At 64.9% G+C, this 18,540-nt stretch carries 15 protein-coding genes and 2 pseudogenes; 7 read left to right on the forward strand and 10 right to left on the reverse strand.

Annotated features, from left to right (window positions below; genetic code table 11):
- The first annotated feature begins 185 nt into the window (after nucleotides 1-185).
- Complete coding sequence (locus ACFWN7_RS08905) at nucleotides 186-656, forward strand: hypothetical protein (protein ID WP_376938454.1); 471 nt, start codon at nucleotides 186-188, stop codon at nucleotides 654-656.
- A 1,281-nt stretch (nucleotides 657-1,937) separates the two neighbouring features.
- Nucleotides 1,938-2,297, forward strand: coding sequence for a hypothetical protein (locus ACFWN7_RS08910; RefSeq protein WP_376938455.1), 360 nt, complete (start codon nucleotides 1,938-1,940; stop codon nucleotides 2,295-2,297).
- An 82-nt stretch (nucleotides 2,298-2,379) separates the two neighbouring features.
- Here ACFWN7_RS08910 and ACFWN7_RS08915 read toward each other — a convergent pair whose 3' ends face one another.
- The 10 genes and pseudogenes from ACFWN7_RS08915 to ACFWN7_RS08960 all read right to left on the reverse strand — a co-directional run bounded on the left by ACFWN7_RS08915 (nucleotide 2,380) and on the right by ACFWN7_RS08960 (nucleotide 12,996).
- Nucleotides 2,380-3,630 (reverse strand): nitrate/nitrite transporter, encoded by a 1,251-nt coding sequence (locus ACFWN7_RS08915; RefSeq protein WP_376938456.1) that lies wholly within the window; start codon nucleotides 3,628-3,630, stop codon nucleotides 2,380-2,382.
- A 44-nt stretch (nucleotides 3,631-3,674) separates the two neighbouring features.
- Nucleotides 3,675-4,631, reverse strand: coding sequence for a UTP--glucose-1-phosphate uridylyltransferase GalU (galU, locus tag ACFWN7_RS08920; RefSeq protein ID WP_376938457.1), 957 nt, complete (start codon nucleotides 4,629-4,631; stop codon nucleotides 3,675-3,677).
- Between the two features lie 360 nt (nucleotides 4,632-4,991).
- Nucleotides 4,992-5,384: pseudogene (locus ACFWN7_RS08925) on the reverse strand (IS1595 family transposase); the annotation flags it as partial.
- A 141-nt stretch (nucleotides 5,385-5,525) separates the two neighbouring features.
- Nucleotides 5,526-6,722, reverse strand: coding sequence for an acyl-CoA dehydrogenase family protein (locus ACFWN7_RS08930; RefSeq protein ID WP_376938458.1), 1,197 nt, complete (start codon nucleotides 6,720-6,722; stop codon nucleotides 5,526-5,528).
- Nucleotides 6,719-7,915, reverse strand: a complete 1,197-nt coding sequence (locus ACFWN7_RS08935) for a CaiB/BaiF CoA transferase family protein (RefSeq protein ID WP_376938459.1) — start codon at nucleotides 7,913-7,915, stop codon at nucleotides 6,719-6,721. Before ACFWN7_RS08935 ends, ACFWN7_RS08930 begins: the two co-directional genes overlap by 4 nt.
- Nucleotides 7,870-9,372 carry an aldehyde dehydrogenase family protein gene (locus tag ACFWN7_RS08940; protein ID WP_376938460.1) on the reverse strand — a complete coding sequence of 501 codons (1,503 nt, stop codon included), beginning with the start codon at nucleotides 9,370-9,372 and terminating at the stop codon, nucleotides 7,870-7,872. Before ACFWN7_RS08940 ends, ACFWN7_RS08935 begins: the two co-directional genes overlap by 46 nt.
- On the reverse strand, nucleotides 9,369-9,974 hold the full coding sequence (locus ACFWN7_RS08945) for a hypothetical protein (RefSeq protein WP_376938461.1): 606 nt from the start codon (nucleotides 9,972-9,974) through the stop codon (nucleotides 9,369-9,371). Before ACFWN7_RS08945 ends, ACFWN7_RS08940 begins: the two co-directional genes overlap by 4 nt.
- 4 nt (nucleotides 9,975-9,978) lie before the next feature.
- The gene (locus ACFWN7_RS08950) at nucleotides 9,979-11,025 is read right to left on the reverse strand and encodes an SIS domain-containing protein (RefSeq protein WP_376938462.1); all 1,047 of its coding nucleotides are present in this window, start codon (nucleotides 11,023-11,025) and stop codon (nucleotides 9,979-9,981) included.
- On the reverse strand, nucleotides 10,995-12,218 hold the full coding sequence (locus tag ACFWN7_RS08955; protein WP_376938463.1) for a hypothetical protein: 1,224 nt from the start codon (nucleotides 12,216-12,218) through the stop codon (nucleotides 10,995-10,997). The genes ACFWN7_RS08950 and ACFWN7_RS08955 overlap by 31 nt, the downstream gene beginning before the upstream one ends.
- Nucleotides 12,219-12,363: 145 nt before the next feature.
- On the reverse strand, nucleotides 12,364-12,996 hold the full coding sequence (locus ACFWN7_RS08960; RefSeq protein ID WP_376938464.1) for a TetR/AcrR family transcriptional regulator: 633 nt from the start codon (nucleotides 12,994-12,996) through the stop codon (nucleotides 12,364-12,366).
- 433 nt (nucleotides 12,997-13,429) lie between these two features.
- Between ACFWN7_RS08960 and ACFWN7_RS08965 the strand changes: the two genes are divergently transcribed.
- The 5 genes and pseudogenes from ACFWN7_RS08965 to ACFWN7_RS08985 all read left to right on the forward strand — a co-directional run bounded on the left by ACFWN7_RS08965 (nucleotide 13,430) and on the right by ACFWN7_RS08985 (nucleotide 18,427).
- On the forward strand, nucleotides 13,430-14,437 hold the full coding sequence (locus ACFWN7_RS08965) for a glycosyltransferase (protein ID WP_376938592.1): 1,008 nt from the start codon (nucleotides 13,430-13,432) through the stop codon (nucleotides 14,435-14,437).
- Nucleotides 14,434-15,123 (forward strand): annotated as a pseudogene (locus ACFWN7_RS08970) (aldehyde dehydrogenase family protein); the annotation flags it as partial. The gene ACFWN7_RS08965 and the pseudogene ACFWN7_RS08970, both read left to right, overlap by 4 nt.
- A 97-nt stretch (nucleotides 15,124-15,220) precedes the next feature.
- Nucleotides 15,221-15,916 (forward strand): aldehyde dehydrogenase family protein, encoded by a 696-nt coding sequence (locus tag ACFWN7_RS08975; protein ID WP_376938465.1) that lies wholly within the window; start codon nucleotides 15,221-15,223, stop codon nucleotides 15,914-15,916.
- A gap of 89 nt (nucleotides 15,917-16,005) precedes the next feature.
- Nucleotides 16,006-17,454, forward strand: a complete 1,449-nt coding sequence (locus tag ACFWN7_RS08980; protein WP_376938466.1) for an NAD(P)/FAD-dependent oxidoreductase — start codon at nucleotides 16,006-16,008, stop codon at nucleotides 17,452-17,454.
- A 208-nt stretch (nucleotides 17,455-17,662) separates the two neighbouring features.
- A complete protein-coding gene (locus tag ACFWN7_RS08985) occupies nucleotides 17,663-18,427 on the forward strand; it encodes a Gfo/Idh/MocA family oxidoreductase (protein ID WP_376938593.1) in 765 nt (254 codons plus the stop codon).
- Nucleotides 18,428-18,540 lie beyond the last annotated feature (113 nt).

Raw genomic sequence — 18,540 nt, forward strand, 5'->3', positions numbered from 1 at the left:
TGGGCAGAACTCATGGCCACCAGCGGGCAACTCTGCTGGCCATCCATGGGCAGTTCTCGTGACCGCCTATGGGCAGTTTTCCATGGCCGCCAACACGCTGGGATACTCTCGTCAACCGGACGCCTGGATCACATGAATTTGGAGAGGGAATCCTGGGTCGCCTTGCCCACTTAGGTCTACATGCAGTGGCGGCTGCGGCCGGCCCGGATTGCGTTCGTGATTTCGCAACGGCGAAGGTGACGGCCGCAGCGGCTGGTCTCTCAGAGGATCCCGCCTTCGACCGACTTGAGAACGCGTCCGCGGATGTCGTTGTTGCCATTGCGGAGAAATGGACATCGCCATCCCCTGCGGGCCTCTTCGTGCTGGCCTGGAACGAAAACAAGCAATCGTTCGACGCTCATTTCGTTCCTCGGAGCCACAGGTATGACTCGACGATGCCTTACCGCGAGAGCATCAACAACTCCATGCCCCGCGGTATGTGTCGACTTGAGGACTTCGTGACAGCCGCTCGGCTGCGCGAGTTGGCTCGCAGCGGCACACCATTTGTCTTCCTGCACCCGCACACCCGCGAGAAGCTCATAGCGATCGGTGCGGAGCGCATCAAAATCGAGCGCTGGGAGCTGCTACAGATCAAGTGGGCGCCAGCCGGGCAGTAGCTCGGGTACCGGCCGCACGAGCGAGCCACACCGGAGATACCGTCGTTCGCGGAAGAGCCAGCTGAGCTCGGAGAGCGCCGTCCGGAGATACCGTCGTTCGCGGAAGAGCCAGCTGAGCTCGGAGAGCGCCGTTGCCTGCAACTTCGATCGCGAGCGGCCAGTCCGGGTTCGCGGGCGAATCAAGGTGACGTGCCCGGTGATGCCGTCGGCGACGTCCGCGAGTTCACGCCTTCGAGCCACGATCAGACCCTATCCGCGGACAGCGCAGCTCTGCCGCGCCGGCGCATTGACGGATCCCGTTAGGACTGGTGCTTGCGGCTCCTGACCCATATGGCCAGGCCCACGACCCCTGCGGCTGCGACTGCAGCGCCTCCGATGACCAAGGTGTTCCACACAGCGATAGAGTCCACGCCCGACTGTCTCACGCGCCAAGCGTGAGTACAACGTTCGCCGCGCCGGCGATGGCGCGCGGCCGCCCGGTAGCCGGTCCGCCCGGGACGCACGGACGATCCCTCAGCGGGCCGTTGCGATGTTCCTCCTACTGACAACGACCGTGTTCATCGTCACGATCGGCCGAGCCGGACGGACCCGTCTGGCTCGCGGGAGTGCCGCTGCCGATGATCATCCTCGTGGCGCCGTTCGGGGCGTTCATGCTCGGGCTCTGGGTGTTACCCATCGTTCGACCGTCGCTGCGACGACTCTCCCGCACCATCGGCCGCTCGATCTTCGTCGTTCGGATCTACTCCTCTTTCAAGACGCCTGCTGGTGATCACCCGCGGCGCAATCCTGCTTGTCGACGGAGGGATCGGGAGTGCGGACCCCGCTGTCGCGCGAGCTCGTCGCATCGTCGGCAAATCCAGTGCTCGAGGCAGTGGTGACGACGGTGTTGTCAGTTCGCTGAGGCGAGAGCCGCTCGAATTTGTGACCATTAAGTGACCACGAGCGCGAGAGCCATTATGCAATCGAGAGTCGCGGATTCGTCGTAGCGAAAAGCCCTGATCAGCCTGGCGAACATGTTGACGCCGATTCCCGTGGACTGTTTCCGCGCGATATCCGGCGACCAGAGGATTTCGCCAGTGCGTTGCGATGCGGAAAAAACGCGACTGATCAGGCGATTTGTGAGGAGCCGATGACGGGAATCGAACCCGCGCTGTCTGCTTGGGAAGCAGAAGTTCCTAAGTGCCGTATCACAGTCCTTCACTCGGGCTCACGACCCGCGGGATCCCGCGAAATGTGAAGCATGGTGAGACATGGTGAACTCGGCAAAACCGTGAGTGAACCGTGACAGATGCCGGCATCGCACCCAGCGCACTGCTTACAGGCGATGAGAACGCGAGCGATGCCCAGCCATCTGGGTCGTCGCTGACCATCCTCACAGTTGTCGCGAAGCTCGGCATCGTCATTCGATCAAAGAAGGAAGATGCGGAGATCTCGCGTATCGCGAAGCAGTGGGAGGCGAGAGGGATCAGCTCTCCATTCCGGCTTCGGCGCTGGATCGACAAGAAGACGAAATGGAGTGCCGTGGAGGTTACAACTCGGCTTGGGGTCATCGCTTCCAGCAGCACTCGACTACCAGACCCCCGATCGACCGAAGAGAACTACTACGCTAGAAATCGTCAGCTCGCGATCGCGGGGCACTGACCGGAACTAAACCCAGGACGCTTCAAAGAGCCAAGAACACCACGATCCGTTCGAATCTGAGATAAGCACGCAGGCGGCCGGGTCAAGGTGCCACGTCGACCGCTACTTTCTGCGGTGCGGTGCGGTGCACGTCCTTCGCGAGCAGCGCGCAGACGAAGTTCAGCACACCGGTCGAGACGACCATTGCAATGAATCCACCCGTGTAGTCACTGGTCGCGTCCTTCACAGCCCCGATGACGTAAGGATAGACGAAGCCGCCGACGATGAAGCCGATGCCGAGCACGAAGCCGTTGACCGAGCCGACCATGCGGGTGGGCACGGATTCAGCAGCGAGCGCAAGCGAAAGAGGCATGCCGGTGTAGACGCCGAGGCCGACGAGCGGCAGGCAAAGTGCGACGAGTACATAGTTGCCGCTTGCGAGGCTCACCGTGAGCACCCCCATAAAGAGGGTCATAGCGAGGCCAGCCGCGACGACGATCGCCTTGCGTCGTCCGAGCCTGTCGGAGATGAGGCCGAAGACGATCGAGGTGACCATACCGATGACCACGTAGAGCGAAGAGAAGAGGCCTGCGAGCGCCGCATCCCACCCGGCGCCCTCGATAAGGATCGTCGGCATCCACACTGCGACGACCGCGAAGATCCCCCATTCGCCGATGAAGAAGGCTGCGGAGGAGAGCACGTTGCGGCTGAGCAGCCAGCTCACGGTCGAACGGCCGTCGTGCGCTGAGTCGTCTACAGTCGTCTCCGCAGTCTCGTCGCGGGGTGCATCCTTCAAGAAGATCGCGGCGATTAGGAATACGAGCACAAGAAGGGCTCCGCCGATCACGGAGCCGGTGCGCCAGCCGTAGGCGACGAGCACGATAGCGAAGGCGTAGAGTGCAAAGGCTGTACCGATGCCGTCAGAGGTGAACATGATGCCGAGTGCGATGCCGTTCTTGCGCTCGCGCTCGAACCAGTTGACCGCCATCGTGTACGGACCGACGAAGAGGAGGCCGACCCCGAAGCCGCTGATCGCGCGCCCGAGCATCAGCAGAGTGTAGTCGGGTGCCCATGCGAAGATCAGCTGTCCGGCGAGCGAGACGACGATGCCGAATAGGATGATCCTTTTGATGCCGACTCGGTCGCCGATGACGCCGGCGAAGGGAAGAATCAGGCCGCCGACGAGTGCGGTAATAGAGCCGAGCAATCCCGCCTGCGTCGCGCTCAGTGAGAATTCGTCGGAGATCTCGATGAGGCTGACGCTCCAGCCGATGTAGGGGATGAACGCCGCGATGAGGACTAAGTAGGAAAGCCCTAGCATCACCCACTTCGTCGTGGGGCGTGTCGTTGTCATGTCGCGACCTTTCTATTCTATGTTCTCGATATTCATCGTCGAGCTCACCTGAACGAACTCAGCAGTGAGTTGTTGTTCAACGAAGTGCCACGGTTCGCGCCCAGCGCCTCTGCGAATTCCAGGATCCACTCCTCGAGTTCAGCTCCGAGTTCGGGGTGATCGATGGCGAGCAGCACGTTCGCCTTGATCCAATCGGCTCGATCGCCCGTATCGTAGCGGCGACCGCGGAAGATTACTCCGTAGACCGGATCGTCGCCGTGGCCCTCCGCAAGGAGGTTGAGCGCATCGGTCAGCTGGATCTCGCCGCCCCTCCCCGGCTCAATTACATCGAGAACGTCGAAGATCTCGGGGCGCAGCACATACCGTCCGATCACGGCGAGGCTTGACGGTGCATCTTCTGCCGAGGGCTTCTCGACGAGGCCAGTCACGCGCACGACATCGCGATCCTCCGTAGTCTCGACGGCGGCGCAGCCGTACAGATGGATCGAGTTCTTGGGCACCTCCATCAGTGCGATCACGCTCGCGCCGCGAGCATCGTGCTCAGCGATCATACGGTCGAGGAGCGGGTCGCGCTCATCGATCAGATCGTCGCCCAGCAACACCGCGAACGATTCCCGACCGACGTGTTGCCGAGCGCACGCCACGGCATGGCCGAGCCCGAGCGGCCTCCCCTGTCGAAGGAAGTGGACATCGGCGAGACCCGTCACCCGGTTCACCTTGTCGAGCCTCGCCGCGTCGCCCTTGTGCTTCAGGGTGTCCTCGAGCTCAGGCACGCCGTCGAAGTGGTTCATGAGATTGCCCTTGTTGCGGCCCGTGATGATGAGCACGTCGTCGAGTCCGGCAGAGACGGCTTCCTCCACGACGTACTGGATCGCCGGCTTGTCGACGATCGGTAGCATCTCCTTGGGCATCGCCTTCGTCGCGGGGAGGAACCGGGTCCCGAGGCCCGCGGCCGGGATGACCGCCTTCGTCACCGCGGATGACTTGATCGTGTTCGCCATTGAACCTCCGCATCGAAAATCAGACACTACCGACACCATAGAGCATTTCTCTAAATTTGTGTTGAAACAATTTCCTCACCGCGCCAAACGGAATGACTTCGCTCCTTCCCAGTCCATGGACCCGACGATAGAGATGATCACTACTTGACAAGTCACTATCTTTCATTGAGAGTGCAAATTGCGGAGCATGAGGGACACGGTGGAGCCAAAGGAGTCTGAGAGATCCGGGATGCCTGCGTTCACGGGATATAGCGGCATTGGGCTCTCCATTTAGCCGGAGTTCGGTATGGGCCGCGTGGGCCAGGGCCGTTGCTGGGGGCGTTCCAGGCTGGGTGGGTGCCCCGTCGCGCCGGGCGGCATCGGCGGGATGCTGCGGGGCCGGTGCGCCTTGACGAGTTGTCGGTAGCGGACCGGGTCGTGGCCGACGGTCAGTTCCAGCACGCGCATGAACACCAGGCCGCGGCTGCGCGAGGTTCGGCGGTTGAATCGGAAGACGAACTCGTCCAGGTAGCTGGGCAGGTGAGCGGGCTCGACCGCGCCCTGGTGCGTGCTCAGCAGCCATCGCTTGACCAGAGCGGCGAGCCTGTGAACGCCGGGCAGCAACGCGCCAGGGTCTTCGCCGCGGGCGGCCGCGGCGCGTTGGCTGCGCCGATCGTGGACGTACCCGAGCTTGTCGATGCCGAGGTATCCCTTCCAGCCATCAGTGATGACCGTTGCCCCCGGCTCGACGTGATCGGTGATGAAGCCGTGCAGCCACTCCAATGAGCAGATCACCGGTGCGAGCTACGTCGTCTCCGCCGTCGAGGTCGATCCGACACCATCGACATCCTCGACGGAGTCCTCGGATCCTGACAGGTAGGGACGCTGCCGCTACGCACGTTCCGCCGTGATCGGTCAGCGGAATGCAGCTTCACCGGTCAGGACCTGCCCGAGGACGAGAGTGTGCATCTCGACGGTGCCTTCGTAGGTGAGGACGGACTCGAGGTTGTTCTGGTGGCGGATGACGGGGTATTCGAGGGAGATCCCGTTGGCGCCGAGGATAGTGCGGGCGGTGCGGCAGATTTCGATGGCTTCGCGGACGTTGTTGAGCTTTCCGATACTGACCTGTTCGGGGCGGAGGTTGTCGGCGTCCTTGCGGCGGCCCAGGTGCAGGGCGAGCAGGTATCCCTTGATGTATTCGAGAGACATATCGGCCAGCTTCTGCTGGGTGAGCTGGAAGGCGCCGATGGGCTTGCCGAACTGCGTGCGCTCCAGGGAGTAGCGGCGGGCGGCTTCCAAGCTGGAACGTGCCGCGCCAAGCGCTCCCCACACGATCCCGTATCGTGCTTCGTTCAGGCACGAGAGGGGTCCTTTGAGTCCTCGCGCCTCCGGCAGCAGGGCTGAGCCGGGCAGGCGTACCCCGTCGAGGACGAGTTCTCCGGTAGCTGAGGCGCGCAGGGAGAGCTTGTGCTTGATCTCGGGTGCGGAGAACCCGGGGGTTTCGGCAGGGACGACGAACCCGCGGATGCCATCGTCGGTCTGCGCCCAAACGATCGCGACGTCGGCATAGGGCGCGTTGGAGATCCACATCTTCCGGCCGTCGATGATCCAGTCGTCACCGTCGCGGCGTGCTCGGGTCGTCATGGCGGCGGGGTCGGAGCCGGCGTCGGGCTCGGTGAGGCCGAAGCATCCGATAACCTCGCCGGCAGCCATCCGCGGCAGCCATTCTTGCTTCTGCTCCTCGCTGCCCCACCGCCAGATTGCGAACATCGCCAGCGAGCCTTGCACGGACACGAGGGAGCGCAGGCCGGAGTCGGTGGCCTCGATCTCGAGGCAAGCGATCCCGTACTCGGTGGCAGACATGCCCGCGCACCCGTACCCGTCCAGGTGCATGCCGAGTACGCCGAGGGAGCCGAGCTCTCGGGTCAGCTCGCGGATGTTCGGGATTGAGCCGTTCTCGAACCAGTCCGCGATATAGGGTTCCGCGATCTTGTCGAGCACGTCGCGGACGGCGCCGCGGATCTGCTTCTCGTCATCGGTGAGCAGGTCGTCCAGGCCCGCCGGGTCGGTGGGGTCGAGGGCGGGCAGCTTCATAGGGTCTGTGCGGCTCATGGGTGCAACTCCTCTTGTAACCAGCGGCGTACGTCGTCGTCGTGTTGGCCCAGTCGCGGCGGCGCCGTGTACCGGGTGACGGGGGTGTCAGAGTAGGTGATGGGGTGCCGCACCTGCGGCGGCTGATCGCCTCCTACCTCGACCACGGGATTGAGCCCAAGCTCGGTCGCCAGCGCGAGGCCGTCAGCGATGGTGCCGACGGTTCCTGCGGGGACGCCGACCGCCGTCAGCCGGTCGGTCCATGTCGTGGCGTCGTCTCGGGCGAGCAGGACTTCGAGGGCGGTGATGAGCGCGGTTCGGTGCTGCACGCGTGCCGCGTTGGACGCGAACCGCTCGTCATCGGCGAGACCCTCGTCGCCGAGGGTCTCGGCGAGTCGGCGAAACTGCCCGTCGTTGCCCACGGCAACCGCCAGCGATCCGGTCCTGCACGACAGCAGTTCGTACGGGGCGATCGATGGGTGCGCGTTGCCGAGCCGTCCAGGATTGGTGCCGGTCGCGAGATAGGCCGACGCCTGGTTCGCCAATGACGCGAGAAGGCTGGACAGCAGGTTGACCTCGACCTGCTGCCCGAGGCCGGTGGATCGACGCGCGTGCAGAGCGGCGAGGATGCCGATGGTGGCATCTTTCGCGGTGAGCACGTCGACGAGCGCGACGCCGACCTTCACCGGGGACCCGCCCCGCTCGTCCGATTCGCCGGTGATCGACATCAAGCCGCCTACAGCCTGGACGAGGAAGTCGTACCCGGCGATCCCTGCGCCTTTGCCGCTGCCGAAGCCGGTGATCGAGCAGTACACGACGCCCGGGTTGGCCTGGCGCACCTGCTCGTAGCCGAGACCGTACTTGTCGAGGGCCCCGGTGCGGAAGTTCTCGACAAGTACGTCGGCGCGGCCGGCCAGCTCACGGGCCAGAGTCTGGTCGCCGGGCTGGGACAGGTCCAGCAGCACCGATTCCTTGGTGCGGTTCGCGCTCTCGAAGTACGACGCGCTGTTCTGAGTCCACGGTGGCCCCCACGCTCGTGTATCGTCGCCGGTTCCAGGGCGTTCGACCTTGATGACCCGTGCGCCTAGATCAGCCAGTGTCGCGGTCGCGAAAGGGCCCGCGAGCACTCGGCTGAAGTCGGCCACGACAACGCCGTCCAGAGGGAGGGTCACGGTGCCACCACCCGTCCGTCGATGCGACGCGGGACGCGCCACGGGTTGCTGGCCGCGGTCGCGGTGCGCTCGGGTGTGGGCAGGGCCTCGTCCGGTACCGACTGGAACGCGACCGGGCGCACGAACCGGGAAAGGGCGGCGGCGCCGACCGACGTGGCGGCGGGCGCGGAGGTGGCCGGCCAGGGGCCGCCGTGCTGCTGCGCCCACGTCCAAGCGACTCCGGTGGGCCAGTCCCCCACGGTGACCCGTCCGACCTTCTCAGCAAGAGTCGCCACAACGGGAGGGATGTCGGGATCTTCCGGTCCGCCGCCGAACACGGCGGCGGTGAGGCTGGGCTGCAAGGCTCGGATCCCGGCGGTCAGCTCCACCTGGTCGGCATACTCGACGACGACCGCGACCGGGCCGAAGACCTCCTCGAGGAGCCGGCTGCCCGCCTTCAGCGCCGACAGCGGAGCGGTGAGCACAGCTGCGCCGGCGGACCAGCCCTGGCCCGTGCCTCGCACGCGTGCGCCGATCGTTGCGCCGGCGGCGACCAACTCGTCGCACCCGGTGCGCACGCTGTCGGCGATTGCCGCGGTGAGCATCGTCGTCGACAGTTCCGCGGCGGACAGCGCCGCCGCCACTGCCTCGGCCGTCCGCAGACCGGCGGGCGTGAACATCAGGCCGGGCTTCGTGCAGAACTGTCCGGCGCCGAGCGTGAACGAGCTGACGAAACCGGCGGCGATCTCCTCGAGGCGTGGTGCGGCGGCGGCCGTGAGGACCACGGGGTTGACCGTTCCCATCTCCGCGTACACCGGGATGACCTCGGGGCGATCGTTCGCGATGCGCCACAGCGTGAGGCCGACTGCTTGCGAGCCGGTGAACCCGACCGCCTTGATGCCCGGCACGGCCACTAGCCGTGCCCCCGTTTCCCGGCCCACGACGATCGACAGGGCGTCTCTAGGTGCACCGGCGTCGTGGAGCGCGTCGCGGGCGATCTCGGCAAGCCGCAGGCAGGTGAGCAGGTGGGCGGAGTGCGCTTTGGCCACCACCGGACAGCCGGCGGCGAGAGCAGAGGCGGTGTCGTTGCCGAGTACGCCGAACGCGAACGGGAAGTTGCTGGATCCGAACACGGCCACGGGGCCCAACGGACGGTTGACGCGCACCAGGCGTGGCGAGGTCGCCGTGGCCGGGTCGATGGTGACGCCGAGGTAGCCGCCGTCGGCGGCGACCTGCCCGTAGAAGCGCAGCTGGGCGGCCACGCGCGCAACCTCGGACCGGAGCCGTGCAGCGCCCAGCGCGGTCTCGGTGTCAGCGACCTCGACGAGTTCGTCTGCGTGGGCCTCGACGGCTGTGGCGATGGCGTCCAGCCATCCCCGGCGCTCGGCGGGCGCGACACCGGCCAAAGTCGGTGCGGCGGCGGTCGCGCGGTCCACGATCGCGAAGAGCTCGTCGACCGTCGTGTCCTCGGCGACACCGACCAGGGCACCGTCTCGTGGCGCGAAGCTGCGGGTAGTCATTGGAGAGCCTCGATCCTGGAGGTGAGCACGTCGATCCCATCGGCGGGCAGGTCCTCGGCGATGACCAGCGGTAGCGGCAACCCGACGACGTTCCCGTACGCACCAGCGGTGAGGGTGAGCACGCCTCGGGCGTTGGCGTACGCGGCGACCTGTTTGGCAGCGTCCGGAGCAGGTTCGACGATCCTCGGCTTTGCGAACTCGATCGCGAGCATCGCGCCCCGACCACGCACCTCGCTCCTGAATGACTCGGCGTGGATCTTCATCACGTCCTCGGTGCCGCTCGGTCGGCCCGCGAACCAGGCGTGTTCGGCCTGCACTTTTCGGCCTCCGACCGGTGCGCCGTTGTGGGGAGCCGACGCCAGCACAGCCGTGATCTGATCTCCCGCGGGCTCTGCATCGGCGACGTCTGTTGCTGAGAGCGCCGCGATGTGGGCCTCGTTCGATGACCCGTTCAACGAGGTATCGCAATGCCCGGAGGTGCCGAACACCACCAGCTGGGAGGGGTCTGAGGGATCGGATGTCACCTCGGAGAACGATCGCAGAAGCCGGTCGAGGTCGATCAGGTCTCTCGGTTCCGCCTGGAGTCCGGTGCGCTCGTGCATGAGATCAGCCTGCCCGTCGCTCAGGCGTGCTCGCTGGAACATCGGGATGCTCCAACCAGTGAGCCGCGACTTGCTCGGCGACGAGAAGCTCGGAGAGCTGGGCGATGCGTGGGTCGTCGTCGCCCGGGTAGCGCACCGTCGCCTCGGCACCGGGAAGATCTCCGCCGACCGAGACCCATCGTGACCTGCGCTCCCTCATCCAGCCCAGTGCCTGCTCGTCCCATGCCGAACCGGCGTAGACGAGTGCCCGATAGTCCTGCGTCTTGGTGAGGTACACGTCGACGTGCGACCAATCGCCGGTCTCAGAGGCGTAGGCTGTGTGCCGGGGCACCTCTCGTATCATGAGCGCGGATTGGCGAGCAGAGCTGATCCGTTCGACTGGGGCGAGCACCCAGGTTCCGGTCTGAGAGGCCAGAGCATTCGCAACGGGCCGGATCCAGTCGTCCTTCGTGTTGAGCAGCGACTCGTTCGCGGCCGCCGCCGCGCGGGCAAGGGGAGGGAGCTGGGGGATCCACTGGCGGAGCGGATGACCAGCTGGATGCAAGGCTGCGACGACTGCCCGCAGGACGAGTAAGGTGTGCCGGAATGTGCGGCACGCAATGCCGCTGACCTCGACCCCTGCGTGCTGCTCGATGGTGAGACCTGCGATCGAGGCGATCTTCGACTGCGGCTTGTTCGTGATGGCTATCAGCCGCCCCGACCGGTCGTAGGGCTGCATTGCCTCAAGAATCTCGACGCTGCCGCCGGTCGCCGAGATAGCGACCACGACGAGGTCTTCAGCTGCAGAGGGAAGGAGGCGGGTGCTGGCGAGCTCTGCCACAACGTGCGCACCCGATTCGCGCGCTTCGCGCGCGACGATGTCGGCGGCATAGTTACTCGACCCCATGCCCAGTAGCAGCACGCGCGGAACTCCGTTCCCCCGCGCGGCGGCGTCGCGGCCGATCCGCTCGACCTCGGCGAGGCGCGGGAGCCCGGCCTCGAGCGCGTCGGCGACGCGATGAAGCTCCTCGGGGACCCTGTTCAGGTCGTCGATGAAGCTACTGGGTTCCATGCTTGCTCCGAACTGTCGGTGGTGGCTGGGTATCGTGCGCTGATGACGCCATCCGGGGCGTAGTGCCACGCCGGCAGGTGCACGGTGGCGTAGTCGATCTCAGTGAGCAGCTGCTCTGCGATGTATCCGGGGAGCGCAGCTGCGTCGAGCCATTCCGGGTCGGCTACCGACAGATATGCACCCAGGTAATCCTGCTGGGCGTCCTTGCTCCAGGTCCAAGCTCGGTCGTCTGCCCTGCCGAGCCTGCGCTGTACCGCCGCGGCCACCAGATCGATGGAGGCCATCATGTGGGCGACATCGCGAGCAGCGCCGTCGGGGGCGAGCCGCTGCTCAGCGGTCCACTGGGGGTTGCCGTCGAAGTCTATGACAAAGTACTCGCCGGATGAAGTCCGCAGAAACTGCCCGACGTGGAGGTCGCCGTGGGAGATGAGAAGCGGCGAGGAGGAGCAGCTCGGGATAGTGGCGATCGCCGAGGTGAGTGAGGGTCTGCGTGCATGCAGGCGCCTCCCCGATGCGCTTGTCGGGTTGGACTGGTCGAGGACTCGTTCGAGCATGTGCGAGGCGCGGCTGCGGTCGCCACCCCGAGGATCGGCCGGTCCTCCCGGTTCCGCCTCCGGCAGCAGCAACCTCCCGTGAAGCCGGCCGGTGATGCGACCGAGTTCCGCCGGCCAGGTCGGGCGGTCGGCCCGGTGCTCGAGGAAGGCGAGCACATCGTCGACCGCCCATGTCCACCCGTCTGCGGAGCCAGGCACGAATGCGGAGACGAGCGCGATCACGCTGTCGCCATGTTCCGGATGCTGCCAAGCCAGTGCGCCTGCGAAGTCGGGTGTGATGCTTGCTTCGGAAGCTTGGAGTCGGGAGAGCACCGTTGCGGAGCGATCTGCGGCGCCCCAGAGGCCGACGATCTTGACCACCCAGCTCTCATCGACGATCACGGATGTGTGTGTCTGGTCGGCGGTGATGGCGCGCTCCCTCAGACGTGGGGGCCGAGCCGAGCTCGTCCGGAGGACGCGATCCAGGATGGCCGAGGGGATGCCGGTACCTGCGCTCGGGGGCGACTCGACGCCGTCAACTCGCCACTGGAGTCGCTCGCCGTGAAGCTCGACGCCCACGCGTCCCAGCATCGGCGAGTCGCCCTGCAACGTCTGCTCTGGTCCGTCGGCGGCTGTGCCGAGGAATGTGATCGTGCTCACCCTTTACATTTAACATGACTTCAGTGAGCGTCACAAACTGGTTGAAATTCCGCGTTTTCGTGGGATTGCAGTTATTTGCATACTCATGCAATAATCGGCATTCGAAGATGTTCAGGAGGTTTGCCCGATGGTGTGCATCTTGCGCTCAGTTGCGTGGACCCTCGGCTCCCGTCCGGGGAAGTGGATGCCCGGTCTCGGCGCGGACATAACCGAGCAAGAGGTTCGCAGCGACCTCGTTGGTGATCGTCGGATGGTCTGCCACGATCCGGTATCCGTAGGCGTCTTCGAGTGCGACGATGTTTCGGGCGACCTCGAGCGACGGATTGCTCCCTCCGAAGATGCCGCGCGCACGGCCCTGCTCGAGAATCACCTGGTACAGGCTCACCTGCCGATCGTAGAGCGTCGTAATCAGGGTCGCCGCGAGTTGATTCGCGCCTGCGGCGCCTCCCAGCTGGCAGAAGAGCCGCACATCGACGTCGTCCCGGCTGCCCGGAAGACCGTTTTCGATCATGCTCACCATTCGCTGCGGGGGGTCGTCATCCAGACTCTCGAGCATCCGTGCGCGTTCTTCGTAGAAGCGGGCCATGCTCGAGTTGATCGCTTCGAGCACCAATTCCTCGGTATCCGGGTAGTAGTAGAGCACCGCACCCGGGGTGAGGCCCGCTGCGCCGGCGATTCGAGCCAGCTTCGCTCCATCGAGTCCGAACTGCCCGATCACCCGCTGGGTTGCCAGAATCAACTCGCTACGGCGCTTGTCCTGTTGTTTGGGCCGGGCCATGTCTCTCCGAATCGCAGCTTCGTATACGCGCGCCGGCGAGCGGATTCACTGAACGCATCACAGATGCTACAGGAAGACGCTTACCAACGTTTGGCGAGCCCGAGGGTACCGACCCTGAACATTCGTGGAAGAAAAGGACAGGAGCTGAGTAATGAGTGGACCAAGGACGTTCCTCTTCATGCCCGAGAGCGCATACGGCCCGACCAACAACTGCATCGGAATCGGCCAGCAGCTGTTGGAACGTGGACACCGGGTCGTCTTCGCATCGGAGTCGTCATGGGAGGGGAAGCTCGCGGCGCACGGGTTCGAAGAGGATCTCGTAGACCTTGAGCCTCCGCCCGACAGCACGGTCGAGGAAGACGCCGGGCAGTTCTGGAAGAACTACATCCGAGACATATCACCCGAACTCCAGAAGCCCACCGACGAGCAGTTGGTGACGGTGGTCAGACCGATCTGGGAGGCGCTGATCGATGGTGCGAAATACTGCGAGCCTCAGCTTCGTGCCATCGTCGACCGCGTGAAGCCCGATGTGACCATCATCGACAACGTACTGACCTTCCCGGCGATGGTCACCGCCGGCGTGCCCTATGTGCGCATCGTTTCCTGCAACCCGCTCGAGGTCGAGCCCTGCGACCGGATCCCGCCGCTGCTCGGCGGCCTCGCCATGGACCGCGCCGAGGAATGGCCGGCGTTCCGGGAATCCTATCGTCGCACTCACCGCGAGCTCTGGGAGAACTACAACGAATGGGTCCAGTCCCAGGGAACGCGGCCGCTGCCAGACATGGAGTTCATCCATTCCGGGGCGCTCAATCTCTACGTCTACCCCGAGGAACTCGACTACACGAAGGAGCGCCCCCTCGACTCGACCTGGCAGCGACTGGACTCCTCGGTGCGCCAGACGGAGCAGGAGGCACCGCAGCTCCCCGACTCCTTCACCGACGGCAGCCTTCCGCTCGTCTACTTCTCGCTCGGATCTCTCGGAAGCGCTGACGTCGCGCTCATGCGGCGGGTCATTGACGCGCTCGCCGGTGTGCCGATGAACATCATCGTCTCGAAGGGGCCGCTCGGCGAGGAGATCGAGCTCGCATCGAACATGTGGGGCGCCGACTTCCTCTCGCAGACCACGATCCTCCCCCTGGTCGATCTGGTCATCACCCACGGCGGCAACAATACGGTGACCGAGGCGATGCATTTCGGCAAGCCGATGATCCTGCTGCCCCTCTTCTGGGATCAGCACGACAACGCGCAACGCGTGAGTGAGTGCGGTTTCGGCCGCCGGCTGTCGACCTACGGCTTCACCGCCCCAGAACTCAGGCGGGCGGCCGAAGAGCTGCTCGCTGACACCGACCTGCGCCAGCGGTTGCGCGGGATCGGCGAGTCAATCCGCAAACGCGACGGTCTCGGCCGCGCGGCAACCCTCCTCGAAAGGATCGCATCATGAGCACACAAGACCGCTATTCTGGCCGAATTCTCGGCACTTACATCTCAGGAGAATTTGTCGGTAACGGACCCGTCCGTGATTTGGTAAACCCGGCGACCGGTGAGGCATTCGCGTCCATTGTTCAGTCAAGCACTGAAGACGTCGAGGCCGCCGTCCGCTCCGCTGCCGAGGCCCAGGTCGCCTGGGGTGACACGACGCCAAGCGTCCGAGCACGGGTTCTGCTGAAGCTCGCTGAGCTTCTGGAGCGTGATGCCAGGGAGTTTGCCAGTCTCGAGGTTGAAGAACGCGGTGTGCCGTTTACTACAATCCATGACGGCGAGATTCCGTTCGCGGTCGACAATCTGCGTTTCTTCGCGGGCGCGGCTCGATCGCTCGACGGCACGGGTGCCGGTCGGTTCAGCGAGGGCTTCACGTCGATTCTCACCCGGAGACCGGTCGGTGTCATCGCCGGCATCGCCCCGTGGAACTTCCCGCTCATGATGGGTATGTGGAAATGTGCCCCCGCGCTCGCCGCGGGTAACGCGGTGGTTGTCAAGCCAGCACCGATGACCCCCCGGACCACGCTGCGTCTCGCCGAGCTTGCAATCGAGGCCGGACTTCCGAAGGGTCTGTTCAACGTCGTGACCGGCGATGCCGAGATCGGTGCGGCGCTGGTCGCCCACCCCGAAGTGGACATGGTGAGCGTGACTGGGTCGACGCAGACCGGCAAGGCCGTCATGCGTGGTGCGGTCGATGGCGTCAAGCGAGTGCACCTGGAACTGGGCGGCAAAGGCCCCCGTGCTGGTGTTCGACGACGCCGACATCGACGCGATGGCGCACGCAGTCGCGATGGGCGCGACCTACAACACCGGGCAGGACTGCACCGCGGCGACGCGCGTGTACGTTCAGCGCGCGCAATACGATGCGGCGGTCGACGCTCTGCGTGGCAAGCTCGAGCAGATCAAGGTGGGCCCGCCGGAGGACCCGACTACCGACATCGGCCCGCTCATCACCTCCGATCACCGCGACCGCGTGCACGGTTTCGTCAGCCGCGCCGTCGAGGCAGGCGCGCGGGTTGTTACCGGTGGTGTGGTGCCCGAAGGCCCTGGCAACTTCTACCCGCCGACCCTTATCGTCGACGCCGCTCAGGATTCTGAGATCGTCCAAGGCGAGATCTTCGGCCCTGTCCTCGTCGTTCTCCCCTTCGAAGGGGAAGAGGATGCGCTCAGCCTCGCCAACGACAGCGCGTACGGCCTCGCATCCTCGATCTGGACCGAGAACGTCGCCCGTGCCATCCGGGTCAGCCACCAGCTCGACGTCGGCGTCACCTGGATCAACGATCACCTGCCGATCGCCTCGGAAGCACCACACGGCGGAGTGAAGGGTTCCGGCTTCGGCAAGGACATGTCGATCGAGCCGCTGCTCGACTACTCGGTCACCAGGCACCTCATGATTCGCCACGCCCTTCCGCCGGAAACCACGGGATTCCGCCCGGCCTAAGCGGCCCGGCACCAACCCGCATCAACCGGCTGCTCGACTCGCGAGCAGCCGGTTGTCCGCAAGCCCGATCCGAGGAGAGCAGGCAACTCTTGCAGCGTCCGACCAGTTTTGAGATGGCCGAAGCGGCCGCCGACATCCGAGAGATCCGTTCGCGTCTCGCAGATGCGGCGCACACGCCCTTCTGGCTCGATGACCGCGGATTTCCGGCGGACTCGCCCGCACTCTCCTGCGACACGGTCACCGACCTTGTGGTCGTCGGCGGCGGCTACAACGGCCTGTGGACGGCGCTGCGCGCGAAGGAGCGCTACCCGGAACAGGACGTGGTGCTGATCGAGGCGAAGCGGATCGGGTGGGCGGCCTCCGGCCGGAACGGCGGATTCTGCGAGCCGAGCCTCACCCACGGGAGCGCCAACGCCAAGATCCATGTTCCCGGAGAGGAGCGACTCCTCAAACGCCTCGGCGAGCAGAATCTCGAAGAGCTGCTCGAGACGATCGAGCGCTACGACATCGACTGCGATGTGCGGCCCCACGGTGTGATCAAGCTGGCCACCGAACCACACCAGGAGAGGTCGCTGCGAGAACTCGCGGAATCAGACGAATCGGTGATCCTGCTCGAGGGCGAGAAGCTTCAGGAGCAGGTGCGCACGGCTGCGGCTCGCGTCGGAGGGTGGGCGACCAAGGAGGGTGTCGTGCTCCACCCGGTCAAACTTGCTGAGGGCCTCGTGCGCGCCTGCGAAGAGCTGGGCGTCAGGATCCACGAGCACACCCCCGCGCTTCGGGTGAGGAGCAGCGGTCGGGGGGCCGGGGTCGTCGTAGAGACCCCCGGCGGGCGGATCAGCGCACGTCGGGCCGCGCTGGCGACGAACGGATTCCCTTCGTTGTTGCGCCGCTCGCGGCTGTTCACCGTGCCGGTCTACGACTACGCCATCGTGACGGAGCCTCTCACTGTCGAGCAGCGGGAGAGCCTCGGCTGGGCGACCGAACAGGGCGTAGCCGACCTGAACAACCGCTTCCATTACATGCGGCTCCTCCAGGATCGCGAGGGGCGTTCGCGCCTGCTGCTCGGCGGCTATGACGCGATCTACTACTTCGGCAGGAAGGTCAAGCCTGAATACGATGTCAGTGAGTCTTCCTTCGAGCGGCTCGCCATTCACATGGGAGTGATCTTCCCGCAGCTTGCAGGCATCCACTACACACACGCCTGGGGCGGAATGATCGACACCTGCAGCCGATTCTTCTCCTTCTTCACCCAGGCCGGTCACGGGCAGATCGCGACCTCAGCTGGATTTACCGGGCTCGGAGTCGCAGCGACCCGCTTTTCAGCCGACGTTGTACTCGATCTCCTGAACGGAGAGGATAGCGAGCGCGTGCGTACGAAGCTCGTCCGCCGCCGACCGACGCCCTTCCCTCCCGAACCGTTCGTGTGGCCGGCCATAAGCTTCACCTCAGCGATGATGGCGCGCTCGGATCGGCGCGAGGGCAAGCAGGGGTTCTGGCTCTGGCTGCTCGAGAAGTGCCGGCTGGGGTTCGACTCTTAGGTTCTGGTTCCCTGTGGTGGGGGATACTTGGATCCGGTTGGATCGCCGCTCGATTCGTCGATTCGTTGAAGGAGTTCACTGCTCAGAGGGTCGTAGCCGTCGGATCTAGAGATTCTCAGCGCGCCGAGGCATTCGCGTTCGACCACGACATTGAGGTGCTCATGGATCGTATGAGGAACTGGTTGCCTCCGATGTCGACGTCGTGTACGTGGCGACGGGTCATCTCGATCACTTCGCGCACGCCGCGCTCGCCCTCGAGGCTGGGCGCCCGGTGCTGGTCGAGAAGCCGATGACACCGCGACTCAATGAAGCGCGGGCTCTCGCGGCCCTCGCACGCGCGAAGGGACTCTTTGCCATAGAGGCCGCGTGGACCCTCGCGCTTTCTCGCTATTCTGTGGTCCGGCAGGTACTCAAGCTTGGCCTGCTCGGAGAAGTTGTCGAGGCACACGCGAACCTCGGCGACCGGCACCCAGACGATCATCGCGCCATGGATCCCGACCAGGGCGGCGGTGCGATGAACGATCTTGGCTTTTACACAATGATGTTTGCGAACGAGGCAATACCGGGCCTACGCGTTGTCGCGGCGCATGGTCGGCGTCACCCTGGGCGCGGCGTGATCGCACAGTTCGACGTCTTGATGCCCGACGATGCTGATCGTCTGGCGACGGTCGGCGCTTCTATGCTCGCCACGACTCCCACGCCCGCATACATCGCGGGGACCAAGGCGACCCTCCTGCTTGAGGCACCCTTCTACCAACCTGGCCCGGTGGTCGTTCGTTTCCACAATGGTGAGGAACTGAGGTACGACGAGCCCGCACTCGAGCACACGCAACTCTTCTGGGAGGCGCTCGAAGTTGCCCGTTGCATCGGTGCTGGGCTCATCGAATCACCTCTGCGCCCGCTCGATGAGACGTTGGCCACGATCGGCCTAATGGAGCGGGCTCGCGAACTGATGGACGATCCCCTGCCCTGACGTACGTGGTTTGATGATGAGTGCAAGGAATTAGATTACGGTCTTGTAACATTCGATCGTGACCATTCCCGATCTTTGAATGAACGTGCAATAATTCGCTGGAGCTGTCCGAT

This window comes from Agromyces sp. NPDC058484, from assembly GCF_042720415.1.
In the GTDB taxonomy this organism is placed as follows: Bacteria; Actinomycetota; Actinomycetes; order Actinomycetales; family Microbacteriaceae; genus Agromyces.

Bases quoted from the DNA above. Each gene is read 5' to 3' on its own strand.
- ACFWN7_RS08915 (WP_376938456.1), bottom strand. From the start codon at position 3,630: ATGACAACGACACGCCCCACGACGAAGTGGGTGATGCTAGGGCTTTCC.
- galU (WP_376938457.1), bottom strand. From the start codon at position 4,631: ATGGCGAACACGATCAAGTCATCCGCGGTGACGAAGGCGGTCATCCCG.
- ACFWN7_RS08930 (WP_376938458.1), bottom strand. From the start codon at position 6,722: ATGAGCCGCACAGACCCTATGAAGCTGCCCGCCCTCGACCCCACCGAC.
- ACFWN7_RS08940 (WP_376938460.1), bottom strand. From the start codon at position 9,372: ATGACTACCCGCAGCTTCGCGCCACGAGACGGTGCCCTGGTCGGTGTC.
- ACFWN7_RS08945 (WP_376938461.1), bottom strand. From the start codon at position 9,974: ATGCACGAGCGCACCGGACTCCAGGCGGAACCGAGAGACCTGATCGAC.
- ACFWN7_RS08950 (WP_376938462.1), bottom strand. From the start codon at position 11,025: ATGGAACCCAGTAGCTTCATCGACGACCTGAACAGGGTCCCCGAGGAG.
- ACFWN7_RS08960 (WP_376938464.1), bottom strand. From the start codon at position 12,996: ATGGCCCGGCCCAAACAACAGGACAAGCGCCGTAGCGAGTTGATTCTG.